This window comes from Streptomyces scabiei 87.22, assembly GCF_000091305.1.
GTDB classification, from domain to species: domain Bacteria; phylum Actinomycetota; class Actinomycetes; order Streptomycetales; family Streptomycetaceae; genus Streptomyces; species Streptomyces scabiei.
Genome location: NC_013929.1, coordinates 3267345 through 3286422 on the forward strand (window position 1 = coordinate 3267345; position 19078 = coordinate 3286422).

21 protein-coding genes are annotated in these 19078 nt (G+C 68.7%); 6 read left to right on the plus strand and 15 right to left on the minus strand.

Going from position 1 to position 19078, the window contains the following annotated elements:
* Positions 1–129: 129 nt before the first annotated feature.
* Both SCAB_RS13580 and SCAB_RS13585 read right to left on the minus strand, forming a co-directional pair.
* Positions 130–978 (minus strand): 3-hydroxyacyl-CoA dehydrogenase family protein, encoded by an 849-nt coding sequence (locus SCAB_RS13580; protein WP_013000643.1) that lies wholly within the window; start codon positions 976–978, stop codon positions 130–132.
* Positions 979–1107: 129 nt separating this feature from the next.
* Complete coding sequence (locus SCAB_RS13585; RefSeq protein ID WP_037729208.1) at positions 1108–1749, minus strand: TetR/AcrR family transcriptional regulator; 642 nt, start codon at positions 1747–1749, stop codon at positions 1108–1110.
* A 101-nt stretch (positions 1750–1850) separates the two neighbouring features.
* Between SCAB_RS13585 and SCAB_RS13590 the strand changes: the two genes are divergently transcribed.
* Genes SCAB_RS13590 through SCAB_RS13600 form a run of 3 tightly spaced genes read left to right on the plus strand, consistent with a single transcriptional unit; the run spans position 1851 to position 3988 of the window.
* Positions 1851–2633: an ABC transporter ATP-binding protein gene (locus SCAB_RS13590; RefSeq protein WP_013000645.1), complete on the plus strand. Its 783-nt coding sequence runs from the start codon at positions 1851–1853 to the stop codon at positions 2631–2633.
* Between the two features lie 19 nt (positions 2634–2652).
* Positions 2653–3402 carry an ABC transporter permease gene (locus tag SCAB_RS13595; protein WP_013000646.1) on the plus strand — a complete coding sequence of 250 codons (750 nt, stop codon included), beginning with the start codon at positions 2653–2655 and terminating at the stop codon, positions 3400–3402.
* Positions 3403–3415: 13 nt separating this feature from the next.
* Positions 3416–3988: a cob(I)yrinic acid a,c-diamide adenosyltransferase gene (locus SCAB_RS13600; RefSeq protein ID WP_013000647.1), complete on the plus strand. Its 573-nt coding sequence runs from the start codon at positions 3416–3418 to the stop codon at positions 3986–3988.
* 39 nt (positions 3989–4027) lie between these two features.
* On the opposite strand, the gene SCAB_RS13605 is transcribed toward SCAB_RS13600, so the two are convergent.
* Together SCAB_RS13605 and SCAB_RS13610 are read right to left on the minus strand one after the other, a co-directional pair.
* Positions 4028–4225: a DUF5708 family protein gene (locus SCAB_RS13605; RefSeq protein WP_013000648.1), complete on the minus strand. Its 198-nt coding sequence runs from the start codon at positions 4223–4225 to the stop codon at positions 4028–4030.
* A complete protein-coding gene (locus tag SCAB_RS13610; RefSeq protein ID WP_013000649.1) occupies positions 4222–4809 on the minus strand; it encodes a hypothetical protein in 588 nt (195 codons plus the stop codon). Before SCAB_RS13610 ends, SCAB_RS13605 begins: the two co-directional genes overlap by 4 nt.
* A 152-nt stretch (positions 4810–4961) precedes the next feature.
* Here SCAB_RS13610 and SCAB_RS13615 point away from each other — a divergent pair, with 152 nt between their 5' ends.
* From SCAB_RS13615 to SCAB_RS13625, 3 genes are all read left to right on the plus strand, one after another.
* Positions 4962–6149: a sensor histidine kinase gene (locus tag SCAB_RS13615; protein WP_013000650.1), complete on the plus strand. Its 1188-nt coding sequence runs from the start codon at positions 4962–4964 to the stop codon at positions 6147–6149.
* Positions 6146–6787, plus strand: a complete 642-nt coding sequence (locus SCAB_RS13620; RefSeq protein ID WP_037728599.1) for a response regulator — start codon at positions 6146–6148, stop codon at positions 6785–6787. The genes SCAB_RS13615 and SCAB_RS13620 overlap by 4 nt, the downstream gene beginning before the upstream one ends.
* 140 nt (positions 6788–6927) lie before the next feature.
* On the plus strand, positions 6928–8748 hold the full coding sequence (locus SCAB_RS13625; protein ID WP_041669175.1) for a glycoside hydrolase family 18 chitinase: 1821 nt from the start codon (positions 6928–6930) through the stop codon (positions 8746–8748).
* A gap of 77 nt (positions 8749–8825) precedes the next feature.
* On the opposite strand, the gene SCAB_RS13630 is transcribed toward SCAB_RS13625, so the two are convergent.
* The 11 genes from SCAB_RS13630 to SCAB_RS13680 form a co-directional block, all read right to left on the minus strand.
* A complete protein-coding gene (locus tag SCAB_RS13630) occupies positions 8826–9278 on the minus strand; it encodes a DUF2550 domain-containing protein (protein WP_037728597.1) in 453 nt (150 codons plus the stop codon).
* A 149-nt stretch (positions 9279–9427) separates the two neighbouring features.
* Positions 9428–9802 (minus strand): F0F1 ATP synthase subunit epsilon, encoded by a 375-nt coding sequence (locus tag SCAB_RS13635; protein ID WP_013000654.1) that lies wholly within the window; start codon positions 9800–9802, stop codon positions 9428–9430.
* A gap of 128 nt (positions 9803–9930) precedes the next feature.
* Positions 9931–11367, minus strand: coding sequence for a F0F1 ATP synthase subunit beta (gene atpD, locus SCAB_RS13640; RefSeq protein WP_013000655.1), 1437 nt, complete (start codon positions 11365–11367; stop codon positions 9931–9933).
* Positions 11367–12284, minus strand: a complete 918-nt coding sequence (locus SCAB_RS13645; protein WP_013000656.1) for a F0F1 ATP synthase subunit gamma — start codon at positions 12282–12284, stop codon at positions 11367–11369. The genes atpD and SCAB_RS13645 overlap by 1 nt, the downstream gene beginning before the upstream one ends.
* 21 nt (positions 12285–12305) lie before the next feature.
* Complete coding sequence (gene atpA / locus SCAB_RS13650) at positions 12306–13901, minus strand: F0F1 ATP synthase subunit alpha (protein WP_037728596.1); 1596 nt, start codon at positions 13899–13901, stop codon at positions 12306–12308.
* A gap of 135 nt (positions 13902–14036) precedes the next feature.
* Positions 14037–14852 carry a F0F1 ATP synthase subunit delta gene (locus SCAB_RS13655; protein WP_013000658.1) on the minus strand — a complete coding sequence of 272 codons (816 nt, stop codon included), beginning with the start codon at positions 14850–14852 and terminating at the stop codon, positions 14037–14039.
* On the minus strand, positions 14849–15397 hold the full coding sequence (locus SCAB_RS13660; RefSeq protein WP_013000659.1) for a F0F1 ATP synthase subunit B: 549 nt from the start codon (positions 15395–15397) through the stop codon (positions 14849–14851). Before SCAB_RS13660 ends, SCAB_RS13655 begins: the two co-directional genes overlap by 4 nt.
* A 40-nt stretch (positions 15398–15437) precedes the next feature.
* Positions 15438–15671, minus strand: a complete 234-nt coding sequence (atpE, locus tag SCAB_RS13665; RefSeq protein ID WP_013000660.1) for an ATP synthase F0 subunit C — start codon at positions 15669–15671, stop codon at positions 15438–15440.
* Positions 15672–15747: 76 nt separating this feature from the next.
* Positions 15748–16518: a F0F1 ATP synthase subunit A gene (gene atpB, locus SCAB_RS13670; protein ID WP_013000661.1), complete on the minus strand. Its 771-nt coding sequence runs from the start codon at positions 16516–16518 to the stop codon at positions 15748–15750.
* Positions 16519–16791: 273 nt separating this feature from the next.
* Positions 16792–17229: a hypothetical protein gene (locus SCAB_RS13675; protein ID WP_013000662.1), complete on the minus strand. Its 438-nt coding sequence runs from the start codon at positions 17227–17229 to the stop codon at positions 16792–16794.
* Positions 17230–17672: 443 nt separating this feature from the next.
* A complete protein-coding gene (locus SCAB_RS13680; protein ID WP_013000663.1) occupies positions 17673–18962 on the minus strand; it encodes an MraY family glycosyltransferase in 1290 nt (429 codons plus the stop codon).
* Between the last annotated feature and the right edge of the window lie 116 nt (positions 18963–19078).

Genomic DNA, 19078 nt, shown 5'->3' on the forward strand with positions numbered 1-19078 from the left:
ACGGCGTTCGGCACCGCCAGGTTGCCGTCTGTGAGCGAACCGATACCGAATTCACCTCAAGGGGTGAGGCCCGAGAGGCTCAAGCGTTCACATGCGTGGGAAGTGCCGCCCGTGACGCACGGGTCGGCGTCAGTAGCTGTAGAAGCCCTGCCCGCTCTTGCGTCCGATGTCACCGGCGTCCACCATCCGGCGCATCAGCTCCGGAGGAGCGAACTTCTCGTCCTGGGACTCGGTGTAGATGTTGCTCGTGGCGTGCAGCAGGATGTCGACGCCCGTCAGGTCGGCGGTGGCCAGCGGTCCCATCGCGTGGCCGAAGCCCAGCTTGCAGGCGAGGTCGATGTCCTCGGCGGTGGCGACGCCCGACTCGTACAGCTTCGCGGCCTCCACGACGAGGGCGGAGATGAGACGGGTGGTCACGAAGCCGGCGACGTCACGGTTGACGACGATGCAGGTCTTGCCGACCGACTCGGCGAACTCCCGCGCGGTGGCGAGCGTCTCGTCGCTCGTCTTGTAGCCGCGCACCAGTTCGCACAGCTGCATCATCGGCACCGGCGAGAAGAAGTGGACGCCGACGACGCGTTCGGGCCGCTCGGTGGCCGCCGCGATCTTGGTGATCGGGATGGCCGAGGTGTTCGAGGCGAGCACGGTGTCCTCGCGGACGACCTTGTCCAGGGCCCGGAAGATCTCGTGCTTGACCTCGAGCTTCTCGAAGACCGCCTCGACGACGACGTCCGCGTCGGCCGCGGCGTCGAGGTCGGTGGTGGCGGTGATCCGCCCCAGCGCCGCCTCGGCGTCCTCGGCCGCCAGCTTGCCCTTGCCCACGAACTTGTCGAACGACGCCGTGATACCGCCGATGCCACGGTTCAGCGCCTCGTCGGTGACGTCACGCAGAACGACGTCCCAGCCCGCCTGCGCGGACACCTGGGCGATGCCGGACCCCATGAGCCCGGCTCCGATGACGGCGAGCTTCCGTGCCACTGTGCGACTCCCCTGGTACGCGCTGTCGATGGGTTACCTCTTCGGCGGACACTAGCGCTCGTGAGGGGCCGTGTGACCGCTTAGTAACGCGAGTCACGTCTCAAGGGGCGGACATCACACCGGCAGCGCTCACTGCGGGGGTCGTACGGCGTAGTTGAGCACCTTCTCGCTCAACAGGCCCTCCATCCCGTCCAGGAGAAGAAGCACCTCTCGGGACACTTCGCCCGGATTGCGCCCGGCGAGCATCTCACGTCCGATGACGGCCATCACCGTCTGGTGGACCCAGTTGATCTGACCCGCGATCAGGGTGGGCAGCGCGTCGTCGGGGGCCGCGCCGGTCTCCTCCCGCAGGGCCGCCTCCAGGTTGTCCTGGACCTCCTGCTGGATGCTCCACAGCCGGGACCGCAGGGCGGGTGCCTCGTGGATGGCCCGCATGAAGCGGTCGTAGCCCTCCATCAGGCCCACGCGCGGAGAGACCGCCTCGACCTCGGCGCGCAGCTCGCGCAGGACGGCGGCGACGGCCGACTCGCCCCGGTCGCGGGCGCGCACCCAGCGGGCGAGGCGTTCGGCGATGCCCGCGCTGCGGTCGAAGAAGAGGTCCTCCTTGGCCGGGAAGTAGTTGTAGACCGTGTTCACGGAGACGTCGGCCGCCTCGGCCACCTCCGCGATGGTGACGGTCACGAAGCCGTACTCCAGGAACAGCCCGGTGGCGATGTCCGAGATCCGCTGCCGCGTCTCGCGCTTCTTGCGCTCCCTGAGCCCCTCTGCCATGGCCACATCGTAGGTCGCCGCGCCGGCCCACGGGACTTCCCTGGAGTCTCTTGAAATTTGGGGGCATTGCAAAATTTGGGAGACTCTGTTTTTCTGAGGTCATGCCCATCATCAGCACGGCCGGCCTGGCCCACACCTTCCGCACGAAACGCGGCCCCCTGGAAGCAGTACGCGGAATCGACCTCACCGTCCGGCCCGGCGAGATCCTCGGGTTCCTCGGACCGAACGGCGCGGGGAAGACGACGTTCCTGCGCATGCTCACGACGCTGCTGCCGCCGACCGGCGGCGCGGCCACGATCGCGGGCCACGACCTGGCGACCGACCCGGCCGGAGTGCGCCGGGTCTGCGGGTACGTGGCCCAGTCGGGCGGGGTGGACCCGCAGATCACCGTGCGGGAGGAGCTGGTCACCCAGGGGCGGCTCTACCGCCTGACGAGAAGCCAGGCCGTGGAGCGCGCGGAGGAGTTGGCCCGCGAGCTGGAGCTGACCGAGCTGCTCGACCGCACGTGCGCCGCGCTCTCCGGCGGCCAGCGGCGGCGCCTCGACATCGCGATGGCCCTCACCCACCGCCCCCGGGTCCTCTTCCTGGACGAGCCGACGACCGGACTCGACCCCGGCAGCCGCGCCGGTCTGTGGGAGCTGGTCCGACGGCTGCGTGACGAGCACGGCACCACCGTCTTCCTGACGACGCACTACCTCGACGAGGCGGACGCCCTCGCCGACCGGATCGTCGTCGTCGACCGGGGCCTCGTCGTGGCGGACGACACCCCGAGCGCGCTCAGACTGCGGTACGGCGGCTCGGCCGACGCCACGCTCCAGGACGCCTTCCTGGCCATCACCGGGCGCGGGCCCTCCCCCGCCGAGACCACCCCCGTAGCCGTCTAGAACCCGCCCGAGGACTTCGATGCTTCTCCACGACACCGCGCTGATCTTCGGGCGATACGCCCGCCAGACCCTGCGCTCCCGCTTCGCGATGCTGTTCGGCGTGCTGATGCCGCTGCTGTACCTGCTCTTCTTCGGCCCCCTGCTCACCGGGATCCCGCTCGGCTCGCGGGGCAGCTCCTGGCAGGTGCTCGTACCGGGGCTGCTGCTCCAACTGAGCCTGTTCGGAGCCTCGTTCGCGGGCTTCATGGTCATCCTGGAGAAACAGACCGGGGTGATCGAACGCATGCGCGTCACCCCCGTGAGCCGCCTCGCCCTCCTCCTGGGCCGGGTGCTGCGGGACGCGGCGGTCTTCGTCTTCCAGGCGGTACTCCTGGTCCTCGCCGCCCTGCTCATGGGCCTGCGGGCGCCCCTCGCCGGCATCCTCATCGGGTTCGTCTTCGTGGCCCTGCTGACGGTCTCGCTCGCCTCGCTGTCGTACGCCCTCGCCATGAAGGCCCGCTCCCAGCACGAGTTCGGCCCGGCGGTCAACGCGCTGACCATGCCGTCGATGCTCCTGTCGGGCCTGATGCTGCCGATGTCCCTGGCCCCGGGCTGGCTGGACGTCCTGTCCCACTTCGTGCCGTTCCGCTATCTCGTGGACGCGATGCGTGACGCCTACGTCGGGGCGTACGCCACCCCGGCCATGCTCCACGGCGTCCTGGTCGCGGTCGGTCTCACGGGGCTCGCCGTGACGGTGGGCACACGGGTCTTCCGGACGGCCGGGGCCTAACTACGCTGGTCGCATGGTCAATCTGACGCGCATCTACACCAGGACCGGCGACAAGGGCACCACCCACCTCGGCGACATGAGCCGGGTTCCCAAGACCGATCCGCGGATCTCGGCGTACGCCGACGCCAACGAGGCCAACGCGGTGATCGGGACGGCGATCGCGCTCGGCGGGCTGGAGGAGGAGATCGTCCAGGTCCTCACCCGCGTCCAGAACGACCTGTTCGACGTGGGCGCCGACCTCTCCACGCCCGTCGTCGAGAACCCCGAGTTCCCGCCGCTGCGCGTCGAGCAGTTCTACGTCGACAGGCTGGAGGCGGACTGCGACCGTTTCAACGAGCGGCTGGAGAAGCTCCGCTCCTTCATCCTGCCCGGCGGCACCCCCGGCGCGGCCCTGCTGCACCAGGCGTGCACGGTGGTCCGGCGGGCCGAGCGCTCGACGTGGGCGGCCATGGAGGCCCACGGCGAGGACATGAACCCCCTCACCGCGACCTACCTCAACCGCCTCTCCGACCTCCTGTTCATCCTGGCGAGGACGGCGAACAAGGAGACCGGGGACGTGCTGTGGGTGCCGGGCGGGGAGCGGTAGCGGAGCCCTGCGGCCAGGGCGTGATCCGGACGACCTGCCCTAGGACCTCCCTGTGCCGCGAACCCGCTGGTAGAGGCCGGTGGTGATGAGGACGCCGCCCACGCACATCATCACCACGCCGACCTTGGTCAGGGTCACGACCGGCACCTCCACCCCGTCCGTGAAGAGCCACAGCACCAGGCCGGCGACGAAGGTGCCGGCCCCGTCCCGCAGATTGCCGGCCGCCGTCGCGCTCATCGTCCGGCCCTCTCCTTCTCGACGGTGACCCGCTCCCCGGTGTCCGACGCGGCCGGGTCCTTCTTCGGCCAGATCGTGTAGGCGAGGGCGACCAGGCCGTGGATGCCCGCGCCCCGCAGGGCGAGCCACTGGAACGACCTCAGCGAATCGACGTTCCCGTCGTCACCGACGTACCAGACCGCCAGCTGGAGCAGGACCAGCGCCACCCCGGCCGCCACCACCGTCCGCACCCACAGCTTCCCCTCGTACCGGGCACGTGCCAGGCCGTACTTCGGAGGTCCCTCCGGCCTGGGGCCCCCGCCCAGGCGGTACGCCGCCCAGGCGTCCATCCGGCCGATCATGTAGTGGCCGTAGCCCACGGTGAAGCCGATGTAGAGGGCCGCGATCCCGTGCTCCCAGCTGGGCTCGGCGCCGTTCTTCAGGTCGATCGCGGTCACGACGAACAGCACCAGCTCCAGCACGGGCTCGCAGAGCAGCAGCACGACACTGGTCCGGCGCCTCTTCAGCAGATAGCGGACGGCCAGGGCCAGCGCCAGCAGCACCCAGAAGCCGACCTCACAGGCGATGATCAACGCGACGATCACGACTCGCTCCTCTCGGTCACCCTTCCAGGCTCCCGGCGGGCGGCTGGCGATGCGTCGTCTGCGGTGACGAAGTCGCCGTACATCGAAGGATGCAGTCCAGGACCGTTCCCGGGGATCAGGCGCCGAAGGCCCGTCGCGTGTTGGATGGGGACATGGCCGTTCGACCGCCCCGCCCGCACCGCACGGACGTGTGCATCGCCACCGCCGGACTCCTCGGCGGTCTGCTGCTGTGGGGGCTGGGCCTCGACGTGCGCACCCCGCACGACGGGATCGTGCTCCTGGAGGCCCACGGGTGGGTCCTGCCGCCCCTCGTCGTGACGGCCGGCTGCGAGGCGCTGCGCCGGACCATGCCGCGTACCGCCCTGCTGGTCGGCTGGGCCGCGCTGACGCTGGACACCATCACCCAGGGCAACCTGATCACGGTCCTGATGTTCACCGACCTGGTGTACGCCGCCGTGCTGTACGGCCGGGCCGCCACGGCGCGCCGGGTGCCCCTGGTCTGCGGGCTGGTGACCGTCGCCTTCACCGTGGTCCCGCTCATGGCCTTCCGGAAGCCGGACGCGCTGCTCATCGGGGTGGTGGTCGGCCTGGTCTCCGTCATGCCCGCCGCCACCGGCCTGATCGTCCGCAACCACCGCGACGCCGCCGAGGCCGCCCGGCTGCGCGCCGAACAGACCGCCCTGCTGGCCGAGATGGACCGCAGCCAGGCCGTCGTGGCCGAACGGGCGCGCATGGCACGGGAGTTGCACGACATGGTCGCCAACCACCTCTCGGCGATCGCCATCCACTCCACGGCCGCGCTCTCCCTGGACGACCCGGACACCTCCACGGAGGCCCTCGGGGTCATCCGCGAGAACAGCGTCGAGGGCCTGGCCGAGATGCGCAGACTGATCGGCATCCTGCGGGACGCCGGCGCCGGCACCGAACCGTCCGCCGCACCCACCCTCGACGGGCTCGGCTCCCTGGTCGAGGGCGCCCGCACCAACGGCCTCGACGTCACCCTGGACGCCGACCACGGCGGCGCCCTCCCCGCCCCCGTCGAACTGGCCGCCTACCGCATCGTCCAGGAGTCGCTGACCAACGCCCTCAAACACGCCTCCCCCGGCCGGGTCGCGGTGGTGCTGCGCCGGGCGGAAGGCTCCCTCGGTATCGACGTGACCAGCCCGTACGGCGACCGCGACCGGCCCGGCGCCCCCGGTTCGGGCGCCGGGCTGGTCGGGATGCGCGAGCGGGCCGCCCTGCTGGGCGGCACCTTCGAGGCGGGCCCCGAGGGCGCGGCCCGGGGCAAGATCTGGAGCGTCCGCGCCACCCTCCCCGCCACCGAAGGAGAACCCGCATGATCCGTGTGCTCGTCGCCGAGGACCAGTCCGCCGTACGGGCGGGGCTGGTCCTCATCCTGCGCAGCGCGCCGGACATCGAGGTGGTCGGCGAGGCGGCGGACGGGGAGCGGGCGGTCGCGCTGGCCCGCGAACTGCGGCCGGACCTGGTGCTGATGGACGTGCAGATGCCCCGTCTGGACGGAGTGTCGGCGACCCGCCAGGTCGTCGCCGAGGGCCTGGCCGACGTACTGGTGCTCACCACGTTCGACCTCGACGAGTACGTCTTCGGGGCGCTGCGCGCCGGCGCCGCCGGGTTCCTGCTGAAGAACACCGAGGCGAGGGACCTCATCGAGGCGGTACGGGCGGTGGGGCGCGGCGAAGGGCTGATCGCCCCGGCCGTCACCCGGCGGCTGATCGCCGAGTTCGCCGCCGGGCCCGCACGCGAACCCGCGGTCGATCCGGCCGTCCTGGACTCGCTCACCCGGCGGGAACGGGAGGTGCTGGGCGCTCTGGGTGCCGGGCTGTCGAACGCGGAGATCGCCGGGCGGCTGGACATGGCCGAGGCCACGGTGAAGACGCACGTCAGCCGTCTGCTGGGGAAGCTCGACCTGCGCAGCCGGGTGCAGGCCGCCGTGCTGGCACGGGAGTTGGGGGTCTGACCTTCCCGGGGTGTCCCGCGTGAGCGCACTGGTCCAGACCCATTGACCTATGGTCCAGACCTTTCTATTCTCGCCCCACTGCGCCACGTCATGCTCATGTTCAAGAGCACTTGCTCAAGACACCCCACAAGGAGGCGCACATGCGCTTCAGGCACAGATTCACTGCGGGTCTCGCCACCCTCCTCCTCCCCCTCTTCGGACTGGTCGGCCTCGCCACCCCCGCGCACGCGGCCACGGAAGCCACCGCCACGTACGCCAAGCCCCAGGACTGGGGCTCCGGCTTCGAGGGCAAGTGGACCGTCAAGAACACCGGGACGACCACGATCGGCTCCTGGACGGTCGAGTGGGACTTCCCCTCCGGCACGTCCGTGACCTCCGCCTGGGACGCGGACGTCACCTCCTCCGGCACCCACTGGACCGCCAAGAACAAGTCCTGGAACGGCAGCCTCGCCCCGGGTGCCTCCGTCTCCTTCGGTTTCAACGGGAGCGGCTCAGGCTCCCCTTCGAACTGCAAGCTGAACGGCGGCAGTTGTGACGGCGGCCCGTCCGTCCCCGGTGACGCGGCCCCCTCCGCACCCGGCACCCCGACCGCCTCGGACGTCACCAGCACCTCGGTGAAGCTGAGCTGGAGCGCCGCCACCGACGACAAGGGCGTCAAGAACTACGACGTCCTGCGGGGCGGCACCAAGGTCGCCACCGTCACCGGCACCACCTACACCGACACCGGCCTGAGCGCCGGCACCGACTACTCGTACACCGTCCAGGCCCGCGACACCGCCGACCAGACCGGACCGCTGAGCGGCGCGGCCGCCGTACGGACCACGGGCGGCACGAACCCGAACCCCGGCTCGAAGATCAACCTCGGCTACTTCACCGAGTGGGGCGTCTACGGCCGCAACTACCACGTCAAGAACCTGGTGACCTCGGGCTCGGCGTCCAAGATCACCCACATCAACTACGCCTTCGGCAACGTCAAGAACGGCCAGTGCACGGTCGACGACACCTACGCCGCCTACGACAAGGCCTACACCGCCGACCAGTCCGTCAGCGGCACCGCCGACACCTGGGACCAGCCGCTGCGCGGCAACTTCAACCAGCTCCGCCAGCTGAAGGCCAAGTACCCGCACATCAAGGTGCTGTACTCGTTCGGCGGCTGGACCTACTCCGGCGGCTTCGGCCAGGCAGCGCAGAACCCGGCCGCCTTCGCCAAGTCCTGCAAGGCGGTCGTGGAGGACCCGCGCTGGGCCGACGTCTTCGACGGCATCGACATCGACTGGGAGTACCCGAACGCCTGCGGTCTGACGTGTGACACCAGCGGGCCGGCGGCCTTCAAGAACCTGATGTCCGCCCTGCGTACCGAGTTCGGCGCGAACTACCTGGTCACCGCCGCGATCACCGCCGACGGCTCCTCCGGCGGCAAGATCGACGCGGCCGACTACGGCGGCGCCGCGACCCATCTGAACTGGTACAACGTGATGACGTACGACTACTTCGGCGCCTTCGACGCGGACGGTCCGACCGCCCCGCACTCGCCGCTGACCTCGTACCCCGGCATCCCGGCGGCGGGCTTCAACTCCGCCGACGCGATCGCCAAGCTGAAGGCGAAGGGCGTCCCCGGCGCCAAGCTGCTGCTCGGCATCGGCTTCTACGGGCGCGGCTGGACCGGTGTCACCCAGTCCACCCCCGGCGGCACGGCGACCGGCGCGGCACCCGGCACGTACGAGGCCGGTATCGAGGACTACAAGATCCTCAAGAACTCCTGCCCCGCGAACGGCACCGTCGGCGGCACGGCGTACGCGCACTGCGGCAACCAGTGGTGGTCGTACGACACCCCGGCCACGATCGGCTCCAAGATGACCTGGGCCAAGAACCAGGGGCTGGGCGGAGCGTTCTTCTGGGAGTTCAGCGGCGACACGGGCAACGGAGAGCTGGTGAGCGCGATCAGCAACGGGCTGAAGTAGAGACGACTACCAGCTAGGCCACATTGACGCTCCCCCAGACTTCGTCCGGGGGACCCCCACACAGCGAGTGAATGCGGCTACGCCACATTCACTCGCTGTCCGGGCGGGGCTGCCTCCAGCCAGGCGAGGAACCCGGTCAGCGCGTCCTCGCTCATCGCCAGTTCGAGCCGGGTCCCGCGGTGCAGACACGCGAGGATCACGGCGTCGGAGAGGAGTGCCATCTCCTCCTCGCCCTCGGGGGTGCGGCGCCCGGCCACCTCGATCGCGGCACGCTCCAGGACACGGCGGGGGCGGATGGAGTACGAGAAGACGCGGTACCACTCGATGCGGTCGCCGTTGTAGCGGGCGACTCCGTAGCCCCAGCCCTTGCCGTTCTCGCCGTCCCCGGGTTTCTCGGGCGCGTTCCAGCGCAGGCTGCAGTCGAAGGTGCCGCCGGAGCGCTGGATGAGGCGCCTGCGCAGTCCGAAGACGAAGAGCCCCACCACCACGAGCGCGATCACCGACCCGCACACAGCCAGAGCGAGGACCATCGACACCGACCTCCTCGTCTCCTAGGTAATGCCACTGCTAGGTAATGGAACGTAAAAAACACCCACATTCGCCTCAGCCGCGGCCGGGTCAGGATGAAGTCATCCAGACCCGGCCGCGGCTGAGGTACAGCATCACACGGCGTGCGGGCTCAGCGCGCCGCCGCCGTACGCAGTCGTACATCCGCGCGGCGCTCGGCGGCGGCGTCGCCGGCCGCCTTCGCCCGCTCCAGCTCGCGCTCCGCGCTCTGGACGTCGATCTCGTCGGCCAGCTCCGCGACCTCGGCCAGCAGGGACAGCTTGTTGTCCGCGAACGAGATGAAACCGCCGTGCACGGCGACGACGACGGTGCCGCCGTCACTCGTACGGATGGTCACCGGGCCCGACTCCAGCACACCGAGCAGCGGCTGGTGACCGGGCATGACGCCGATGTCGCCGGACGTGGTACGGGCGACGACCAGGGTGGCCTGGCCCGACCAGACCTCTCGGTCGGCCGCGACCAGCGCGACGTGCAGCTCAGCAGCCAAGATGGCTCCTCGGGTCACCACCCGGCAGTTCCGCCGGGTGTTGGGTCAATTCTAGTGGGAGTACAGAGAAGGGCGGGACAGCACCCCAAGAGGTACGGTCTCGCCCCCTCTGCCACGAGTGCCTGACGTCAGCTGACGCCGAGCTCCTTCGCGTTCTTCTTGAGGTCCTCGATACCACCGCAGAGGAAGAACGCCTGCTCCGGGAAGTGGTCGTACTCACCGTCGATGATCGCGTTGAACGCGGTGATCGACTCGTCCAGCGGAACGTCCGACCCGTCGACGCCGGTGAACTGCTTGGCGACGTGGGTGTTCTGGGACAGGAAGCGCTCCACGCGACGGGCGCGGTGGACGGTGAGCTTGTCCTCCTCGCCGAGCTCGTCGATACCGAGGATCGCGATGATGTCCTGGAGGTCCTTGTACTTCTGCAGGACCGTCTTGACGCGCATCGCCGTGTTGTAGTGGTCCGCCGCGATGTAGCGGGGGTCCAGGATGCGGGACGTGGAGTCCAGCGGGTCCACGGCCGGGTAGATGCCCTTCTCGGAGATCGGACGGGAGAGAACCGTCGTCGCGTCGAGGTGGGCGAAGGTGGTGGCCGGGGCCGGGTCGGTCAGGTCGTCCGCGGGGACGTAGATCGCCTGCATCGAGGTGATCGAGTGACCACGGGTCGAGGTGATGCGCTCCTGGAGGAGACCCATCTCGTCGGCCAGGTTCGGCTGGTAGCCCACCGCGGAGGGCATACGGCCGAGCAGGGTCGACACCTCGGAACCGGCCTGGGTGAAGCGGAAGATGTTGTCGATGAAGAACAGCACGTCCTGCTTCTGCACATCGCGGAAGTACTCCGCCATGGTCAGACCGGCCAGGGCCACGCGCAGACGGGTGCCCGGGGGCTCGTCCATCTGGCCGAAGACCAGCGCGGTCTTGTCGATGACGCCCGACTCGGACATCTCCTCGATGAGGTCGTTGCCCTCACGGGTGCGCTCACCGACACCGGCGAACACGGAGACACCGTCGTGGTTGTTGGCGACGCGGTAGATCATCTCCTGGATGAGCACCGTCTTGCCGACGCCGGCACCACCGAACAGACCGATCTTTCCACCCTTGACGTACGGGGTGAGAAGGTCGATGACCTTGACGCCGGTCTCGAACATCTCGGTCTTCGACTCGAGCTCGTCGAAGTTCGGGGCCTTGCGGTGGATGCCCCAGCGCTCGCCCTCGTAGGTGTCCTCGCTGTTCAGCACCTCACCGAGGGTGTTGAACACCTTGCCCTTGGTGAAGTCGCCGACCGGCACCGTGATGGAGGCACCGGTGTCGGTGACCGGGGCCTGGCGGACCAGACCGTCGGTGGGCTGCATGGAGATGGTGCGGACCAGGCCGTCACCCAGGTGCTGGGCGACCTCCAGGGTCAGCGTCTTCTTCGCGCCGTCCTCGGCCGGGTCGGCGACCTCGACGTGAAGGGCGTTGTAGATGTCGGGCATGGCGTCGACGGGGAACTCCACGTCGACGACCGGGCCGATGACCCGGGCGACGCGGCCCGTGGCAGCGGCCGTCTCAACTGTCGTCGTCATTACCTGTCACTCCCCGCGTTCGCGTCGGCCAGGGCTGCGGAGCCACCGACGATCTCGCTGATTTCCTGGGTGATTTCGGCCTGGCGGGCCGCGTTGGCAAGGCGGGAGAGCGTGTTGATCAGCTCGCCCGCGTTGTCGGTGGCCGACTTCATCGCGCGGCGGGTGGCGGCGTGCTTGGAAGCGGCCGACTGAAGCATCGCGTTGTAGATACGGCTCTCGACATAGCGCGGCAGCAGGGCGTCGAGGACGTCCTCCGCCGACGGCTCGAAGTCGTACAGCGGAAGGATCTCGCCCTTCGGCGCCGCCTCCTTCGCCACCTCGTCGAGGCTGAGTGGCAGCAGCCGGGCGTCGAGCGCCGACTGCGTCATCATCGAGACGAACTCGGTGAAGACGATGTGGAGTTCGTCCACGCCGCCGTCGGCCGTGTCCTTCTCGATGGCCTCGATGAGCGGACCCGCGACCTTCTTCGCGTCCGCGTAGGTGGGCTCGTCGGTGAAGCCCGACCACGACTCCACGACCTTGCGCTCGCGGAAGTTGTAGTGGGCCAGACCGCGGCGGCCGACGATGTACGTGTCGACCTCCTTGCCCTCCGCCTGGAGGCGCGCCGTCAGCTGCTCGGCGACCTTGATGGCGTTGGAGTTGAAGGCGCCGGCCAGTCCGCGGTCGCTCGTGAGGAGCAGCACCGCGGAACGGGTCGCCGTCTCCGCCTCCGTGGTCAGCGGGTGCTTGGTGTTCGAACCGGTACCGACCGCCGTGACCGCGCGGGTGAGCTCGGCCGCGTACGGCGCGGAGGCCGCCACCTTGCGCTGCGCCTTGACGACGCGCGAGGCGGCGATCATCTCCATCGCCTTGGTGATCTTCTTGGTCGCGGTGACGGATCGGATGCGACGCTTGTAGACCCGGAGCTGGGCTCCCATGAGTCAGGTCCCTTCCTTACGTCACTTGGAGACGTTGACGGCCGGGGCGTCCTCGCCGAGCAGCTTGCCGTCCGAGGTCTCGAACTGCTTCTTGAACTCGACGATCGCGTCGGCGACAGCGGTGAGGGTGTCGTCCGACATCTTGCCGCCCTCCTTGATGGAGGTCATGAGGCCCTGCTCCTTGCGGTGCAGGTACTCCAGCAGCTCCTTCTCGAAGCGGCGGACGTCGGAGACGGGGACGTCGTCCATCTTGCCGGTGGTACCGGCCCAGACGGAGACGACCTGGTCCTCGGTCGGCATCGGCTGGTACTGCGGCTGCTTCAGCAGCTCGACCAGACGCTGACCCCGCTCCAGCTGCGACTTCGACGCGGCGTCCAGGTCGGAACCGAAGGCGGCGAACGCCTCCAGCTCACGGTACTGGGCGAGGTCGAGGCGCAGACGGCCGGAGACCTGCTTCATCGCCTTGTGCTGCGCGGAACCACCGACTCGGGAGACGGAGATACCGACGTTCAGCGCGGGGCGCTGACCGGCGTTGAAGAGGTCCGACTCCAGGAAGCACTGGCCGTCGGTGATGGAGATGACGTTGGTCGGGATGAACGCCGAGACGTCGTTGGCCTTCGTCTCGACGATCGGCAGACCGGTCATCGAGCCGGCACCCAGCTCGTCGGAGAGCTTCGCGCAGCGCTCCAGCAGACGGGAGTGCAGGTAGAAGACGTCACCCGGGTAGGCCTCACGGCCCGGCGGGCGGCGCAGCAGCAGCGACACGGCGCGGTAGGCGTCGGCCTGCTTCGACAGGTCGTCGAAGATGATGAGGACGTGCTTGCCCTCGTACATCCACTGCTGACCGATGGCCGAACCGGTGTACGGCGCCAGGTACTTGAAGCCGGCCGGGTCGGACGCCGGGGCGGCAACGATGGTCGTGTACTCCAGCGCGCCGGCCTCTTCGAGGGCGCCACGCACGGAGGCGATGGTCGAGCCCTTCTGGCCGATGGCGACGTAGACGCAGCGGACCTGCTTGTTCACGTCACCGGAGCGCCAGTTGTCGCGCTGGTTGATGATCGTGTCCACGGCCAGGGCGGTCTTGCCGGTCTGGCGGTCGCCGATGATCAGCTGACGCTGGCCGCGGCCGACCGGGGTCATGGCGTCGACGGCCTTGTAGCCGGTCTCCATCGGCTCGTGCACCGACTTACGGGCCATGACGCCGGGAGCCTGCAGCTCCAGGGCACGGCGACCGGACGTCTCGATCTCGCCGAGGCCGTCGATCGGGTTGCCGAGCGGGTCGACGACGCGGCCGAGGTAGCCCTCGCCCACGGCCACCGACAGGACCTCACCGGTACGGCTGACCGGCTGGCCCTCCTCGATGCCGCTGAACTCACCGAGGACGATGGCGCCGATCTCGCGCTCTTCCAGGTTGAGCGCGAGGCCGAGGGTGCCGTCCTCGAACTTCAGCAGTTCGTTGGCCATGGCCGAGGGAAGACCCTCGACCTTCGCGATGCCGTCGCCGGCAAGCGTGACCGTACCGACCTCTTCGCGCGAGGCCGCGTCCGGCTGGTACGACTGGACGAAGTTCTCCAGCGCGTCCCGGATCTCCTCCGGCCGGATCGTGAGCTCCGCCATCTGGGTTCCCTGCTCTCCTTGTTGGGCCCGAAGTTTCACTTTGGGGGGATGGGGACTCCCCCCTGAAAGAGGTGAATCCTCTGCACGGCCCAACCGGGCCGCAGACATACGTACGTACTGCTATGAAGTTTGGTGCTAGCTCGCCAGGCGGCGGCCGGCGTCCTCGAGTCGGTCCGCGATCGAGCCGTTGATCAGCTCGTCGCCGACCAGGACCCTGATCCCGCCGAGGACCTCGGGGTCCACGTCGAGGTTGAGGTGCATGGCACGGCCGTAGAGCTTCGCCAGGGCGGCGCCCAGGCGTCGCTTCTGCGCGTCGCTCAGCGGGACCGCCGAGGTGACGACGGCGACCACGCGGTCCCGGCGCTCGGCGGCGAGCTTGGACAGGGAGTCGAGTCCCGCTTCCAGGCTACGTCCACGCGGCGCTGCCACGAGTCGCGTCACCAGACGCTCGGTGGTGGCCTTGGCGCGGCCGCCGAGCAGGCTGCGCAGCAGCTCGCTCTTGGCGGAGGCACCGGCGGCCCGGTCGGTCAGCGCGGCCCGCAGCTCGGTGTTCGAGGCGACGATCCGGCCGAAGCGGAACAGCTCGTCCTCGACGTCGTCGAGCGAGCCCGACTGCTGCGCGGCGGTGAGGTCGGCGACGGAGGCCAGCTGCTCCAGCGCGTCCACCAGGTCGCGGGGCTGCGACCAGCGGGAGCGCACCAGACCGGACACCAGGTCGACCGTGGTCGCGCCGACCTGGCCGCCGAGGATACGGCCGGCCAGTTCGGCCTTGGCCTCGCCCGCCTGCGCCGGGTCGGTGAGGACCCGACGCAGCGACACCTCACGGTCGAGCAGCGCGGTGACGGCGGCCAGCTCGTCGGCGAGACGCGCCGCGTCCACGGACGTGGAGTCCGTCAGCGCGTCGAGACGCGTCCGTGCGGCTGCCAGGGCCTCGCGGCTCGCTCCGTTCATCGCGCGGCCTCGGCCTTCTCCTCGAGATCATCGAGGAAACGGTCGATGACGCGGCTCTGCCGGGCGTGGTCCTCGAGGGACTCGCCGACGAGCTTGCCGGCCAGGTCGGTGGCGAGCTTGCCCACGTCCTGACGCAGCGCCGAAGAGGCGGCCTTGCGGTCGGCCTCCAGCTGCGAGTGACCGGCGGCGATGATCTCCTCGCGCTGCCGCTGGCCCTCGGCCCGCATCTCGGCGATGAGCGTGGCGCCCTGCTCCTGCGCCTCCTGGCGCAGCCGCGCGGCCTCGTGCCGGGCTTCGGCGAGCTGGGCCTTGTACTGCTCCAGCACGCTCTGGGCCTCGACCTTCATGGCGTCGGCCTCTTCGATACCGCCCTCGATCGCCGCGCGACGCTCCTTCAGAACCTTGTCGATGTTCGGAAGGAGCTTCTTCCAGAAGAAGAAGAACACGATGGCGAAGGCGATGGCGCCCACGAGCAGCTCGGGGCCGGGCGGGATGAGCGGGTTCTGCTCTTCCCCGGCCGCCAGCTGTACCAGGTTGGCGATCACATCAGTGCCTTTCGTTGAAAGGTTTGCTCGTCAGGGCTCGTCAGTTGTAGACGAAGGGCATGACGATGCCGATGAGGGCGAGCGCCTCACAGAAGGCGAAGCCGAGGATCTGGTTGGCACGGATCAGACCGGCGGCCTCGGGCTGGCGGGCCAGGGCCTGGGTGCCGTTACCGAAGATGATGCCGACGCCGACGCCGGGGCCGATGGCGGCGAGGCCGTAGCCGACGGAACCGATGTTGCCTTCAAGGGCGGCGAGGGTCTCCATGGCAGCCATGCTGATTCTTCCTTCTCTTTCATGGACCGGCGGGGGTTGGCCACCGGACGTTCTGGGGGCTGGTGGCGCGCGTGACTCAGTGGTGCTCGGCGAGCGCGCCCTGGATGTACGAGCAGGCGAGGAGCACGAAGACGTACGCCTGGACGGCCTGCACGAAGAGCTCGAAGAGGATCATGACGATGGTCATGACGAAGGAGACACCGGCCGCCGGGATCATCCAGCTGTTCAGCAGGTACCAGGAGGCAACGGTGAACATGACCAGCATCAGGTGGCCGGCGAACATGTTGGCGAAGAGTCGCACCGCGTGAGTGAACGGGCGGACCAACAGGTTCGAGAAGAACTCGATGACCATCACGAGGGGCAGCACCGGGCCGAGCGACTTGTCGTAGCCGGTGACGTTCTTGAAGAAGCCGACGAAACCGTGCCTCTTGAAGGTCAGCGAGACCCAGACCACGTAGACGATGGCGGCCAGGACCATCGGATAGGCGATGATCGACGACACCGGGAACTGGGCCAGCGGAATCACGGACCAGATGTTCATGACCCAGATGAAGAAGAACAGCGAGACCATCAGCGGGACGTACTTCTCGCCCTCGCGACGGCCCAGCGTCTCGTAGACGATGCCGCGGCGTACGAAGTCGTAGCCCGCCTCACCGATCATCTGCAGCTTGCCCGGTACCACCTTCGCCTTGCCGAAGGCGAGTGTGAAGAAGGTGATCACCAGGAGGGTGGTGATGAGCGCGAGCAGCATCACCTTGTTGAACTCGAACCCCCCGACCGTGGCGATCGGCTTGAAGAGGAACGAGTGCAGGCCCGGAGCCGGGAAGCCACAGCCGTTGTCGGACATGATCCGACAGCTCCAGTCAAAGGCGAGCTGGGTCTGGTCAGCACTCACCACGGGCTCCTTCGGCGTGACGCATGGGTACGGCAACCTCGTTGTGTCGGCGCGGCGCACAGCCGCGGGTCGGCACTGGACTGGTGTTACGGATGTGGGGGCGGCTGGGGGGCATCAAGCCTCGCGATTGAGCAGGCGTCAGCTCAGATGCCCGCGCCCGCGATGCCGCAGTTGGCACCGGACGATAGCAGGAGTTCGTACACGCCCTTATCCCGGCCCTACTCCTCACGACGAGTGCCCCGATTTTTCGGGCTTGTTGCCCGTGGACGCATCGGGTTCGACATAGAGGATCTTGGCCTTCATATGTGCGCGCGTCTGTGCCGCGATCCACACGAGCGTGGTGGCGACGAGCGTGAACGCGAAGGCCCTGGGATGGAACAGCGTGGTGTTCTTGAACGCGGACAGGAAGATGAACAACAGCAGGATCTGTGCCGCGTAGAGCATCAAGCCCATCATCTGGAACAGATGAGGAAGCGATTTGGCGGTGCGCTGCAGAACGTAGAGCCCGATTCCCATGAAGAGGATCGTGATCACCGCCGCGACGACGGCACCGAGAGCCCCCTTGCCTCCGACGACCACACCGCTGATGACAGCGGCGATCGCGCCGGCGGCCGCCGTGGGTACGGCTGCCTGAAGGAGGGTCCGGACGTCATTGGACGGCATGGCGGCAACTCCGCTTGCTGAGGGGGCAGGGTGTCGTCATGGACGAGCGTAGACCCCGGGGGCGAGCGGAAATCTCACGCCAATGGACCGTCGCATTGCGGTCCTTCGACTCTGTCCCGGGTTCTCGTGAACCGTATCACAAACTATTTGATGAGGTCTTTACCTGAATGCTGTGCCAGGTGTCACACATGAGAGTGAACCCGCCCGTCTGTGCAAATTCCAGGCCGAGTTGTCTGGTATAAGGCCGTTTTGCACCGTCAGGTTCTTGCATGGCATCGGCAAAGCGTTAGTCAGATTCTTACCTTGCCGTCAGCGCGACGCCCGGCCCGTGCGCCCGCACGACGGACGGCCGGAGGCCGGGTGCGTACGTCGCACCCGGCCTCCGGCCGCTTCCCGAACCCCCGCGAGGCACCGCGACGGCGGTCGCGGCAGCCGATCGCGGCTCAGCGGCGCGCGCCCGCCGGGCTGGGTTCCGCTTCGTGCTCGTGGGTACGGCCGCCGATCGCCGTCGCGCCGTTGAGGGACGGGGTCCAGTCCGCGGCCGGCTCCGGGGCCGCCGGGACGACCGCGCGGCGGCGGTAGCGCGGCGGCACGATGCGTTGCGCCCAGCGCGGGGCGCGCGGGGTGAAGCGGGGCAGCAGCAGGAGGAAGAGCCCGACTCCGCTGAACATCGCGATGGCGAGGACGATCCACATGGACGCCGCGTTCACGGTGTAGGCGAGGGCGCCGAAGGCGATGACCGCCGACCAGAAGTACATGATCAGCACGGCCCGGCTGTGCGAGTGCCCGACCTCCAGGAGGCGGTGGTGCAGATGTCCCCGGTCGGCGGCGAAGGGCGACTGGCCGCGCCAGGTGCGCCGCACGATCGCGAGGATCAGGTCGGCCGCCGGGATCGCGATGATGGTCAGCGGCATCAGCAGCGGGATGTAGACCGGCACCATCGAGTAGACCGTGCTGCGCTCCGAGCCGTACAGGTTCATCACGTCCGGGTCCACCTGCCCGGTGACCGAGATCGCGCCGGCCGCCAGTACCAGGCCGATCATCATCGAGCCGGAGTCGCCCATGAAGATCCGGGCGGGATGCATGTTGTGCGGCAGGAAGCCCAGGCACATCCCCATCAGGACCGCCGCGAAGAGGGTGGCGGGGGCCGCGGCCTCGATGCCGTAGCTGTACCAGAGGCGGTAGGCGTACATGAAGAACGCGGCGGAGGCGATGCAGACCATGCCGGCCGCGAGGCCGTCGAGGCCGTCCACGAAGTTGACGGCGTTGATGGTGATGACGACCAGGGCGACCGTGAGCAGCGTGCCCTGCCACTGGGTCAGCGCGACGATGCCGACACCCGGGACGGGCAGCCAGAGGATCGTCAGACCCTGCATGACCATCACGCCGGCCGCGATCATCTGCCCGCCGAGCTTGATCAGCGCGTCGATCTCGAACTTGTCGTCCAGGACGCCGATGAGCCAGATCAGCGCGGCCCCGGAGAGCAGTGCGCGTGGTTCGTCGGACTTGGCGAAGACCTCGCTGAGGTTGGTCAGATGGTCGGCGACCAGCAGACCGGCGCACAGGCCGAAGAACATCGCGATGCCGCCGAGGCGCGGCGTCGGTTCTCGGTGGACGTCGCGCGCACGGATCTCCGGCATGGCTCCGGCCACGATCGCGAACTTCCGTACCGGCCCTGTCAGCAGGTACGTCACCGCGGCCGTGATGCAGAGCGTCAGGAGGTATTCACGCACGGGCTTCCCCACAGGTCTCGCTGGCCATCACAGCCCCACACCCTAGCGAGGCGCGCATAAGGTTGAGGACATCCGGGTAGCGACGATGGTTGCACGTGATGCTGTGCCTGGTGGTG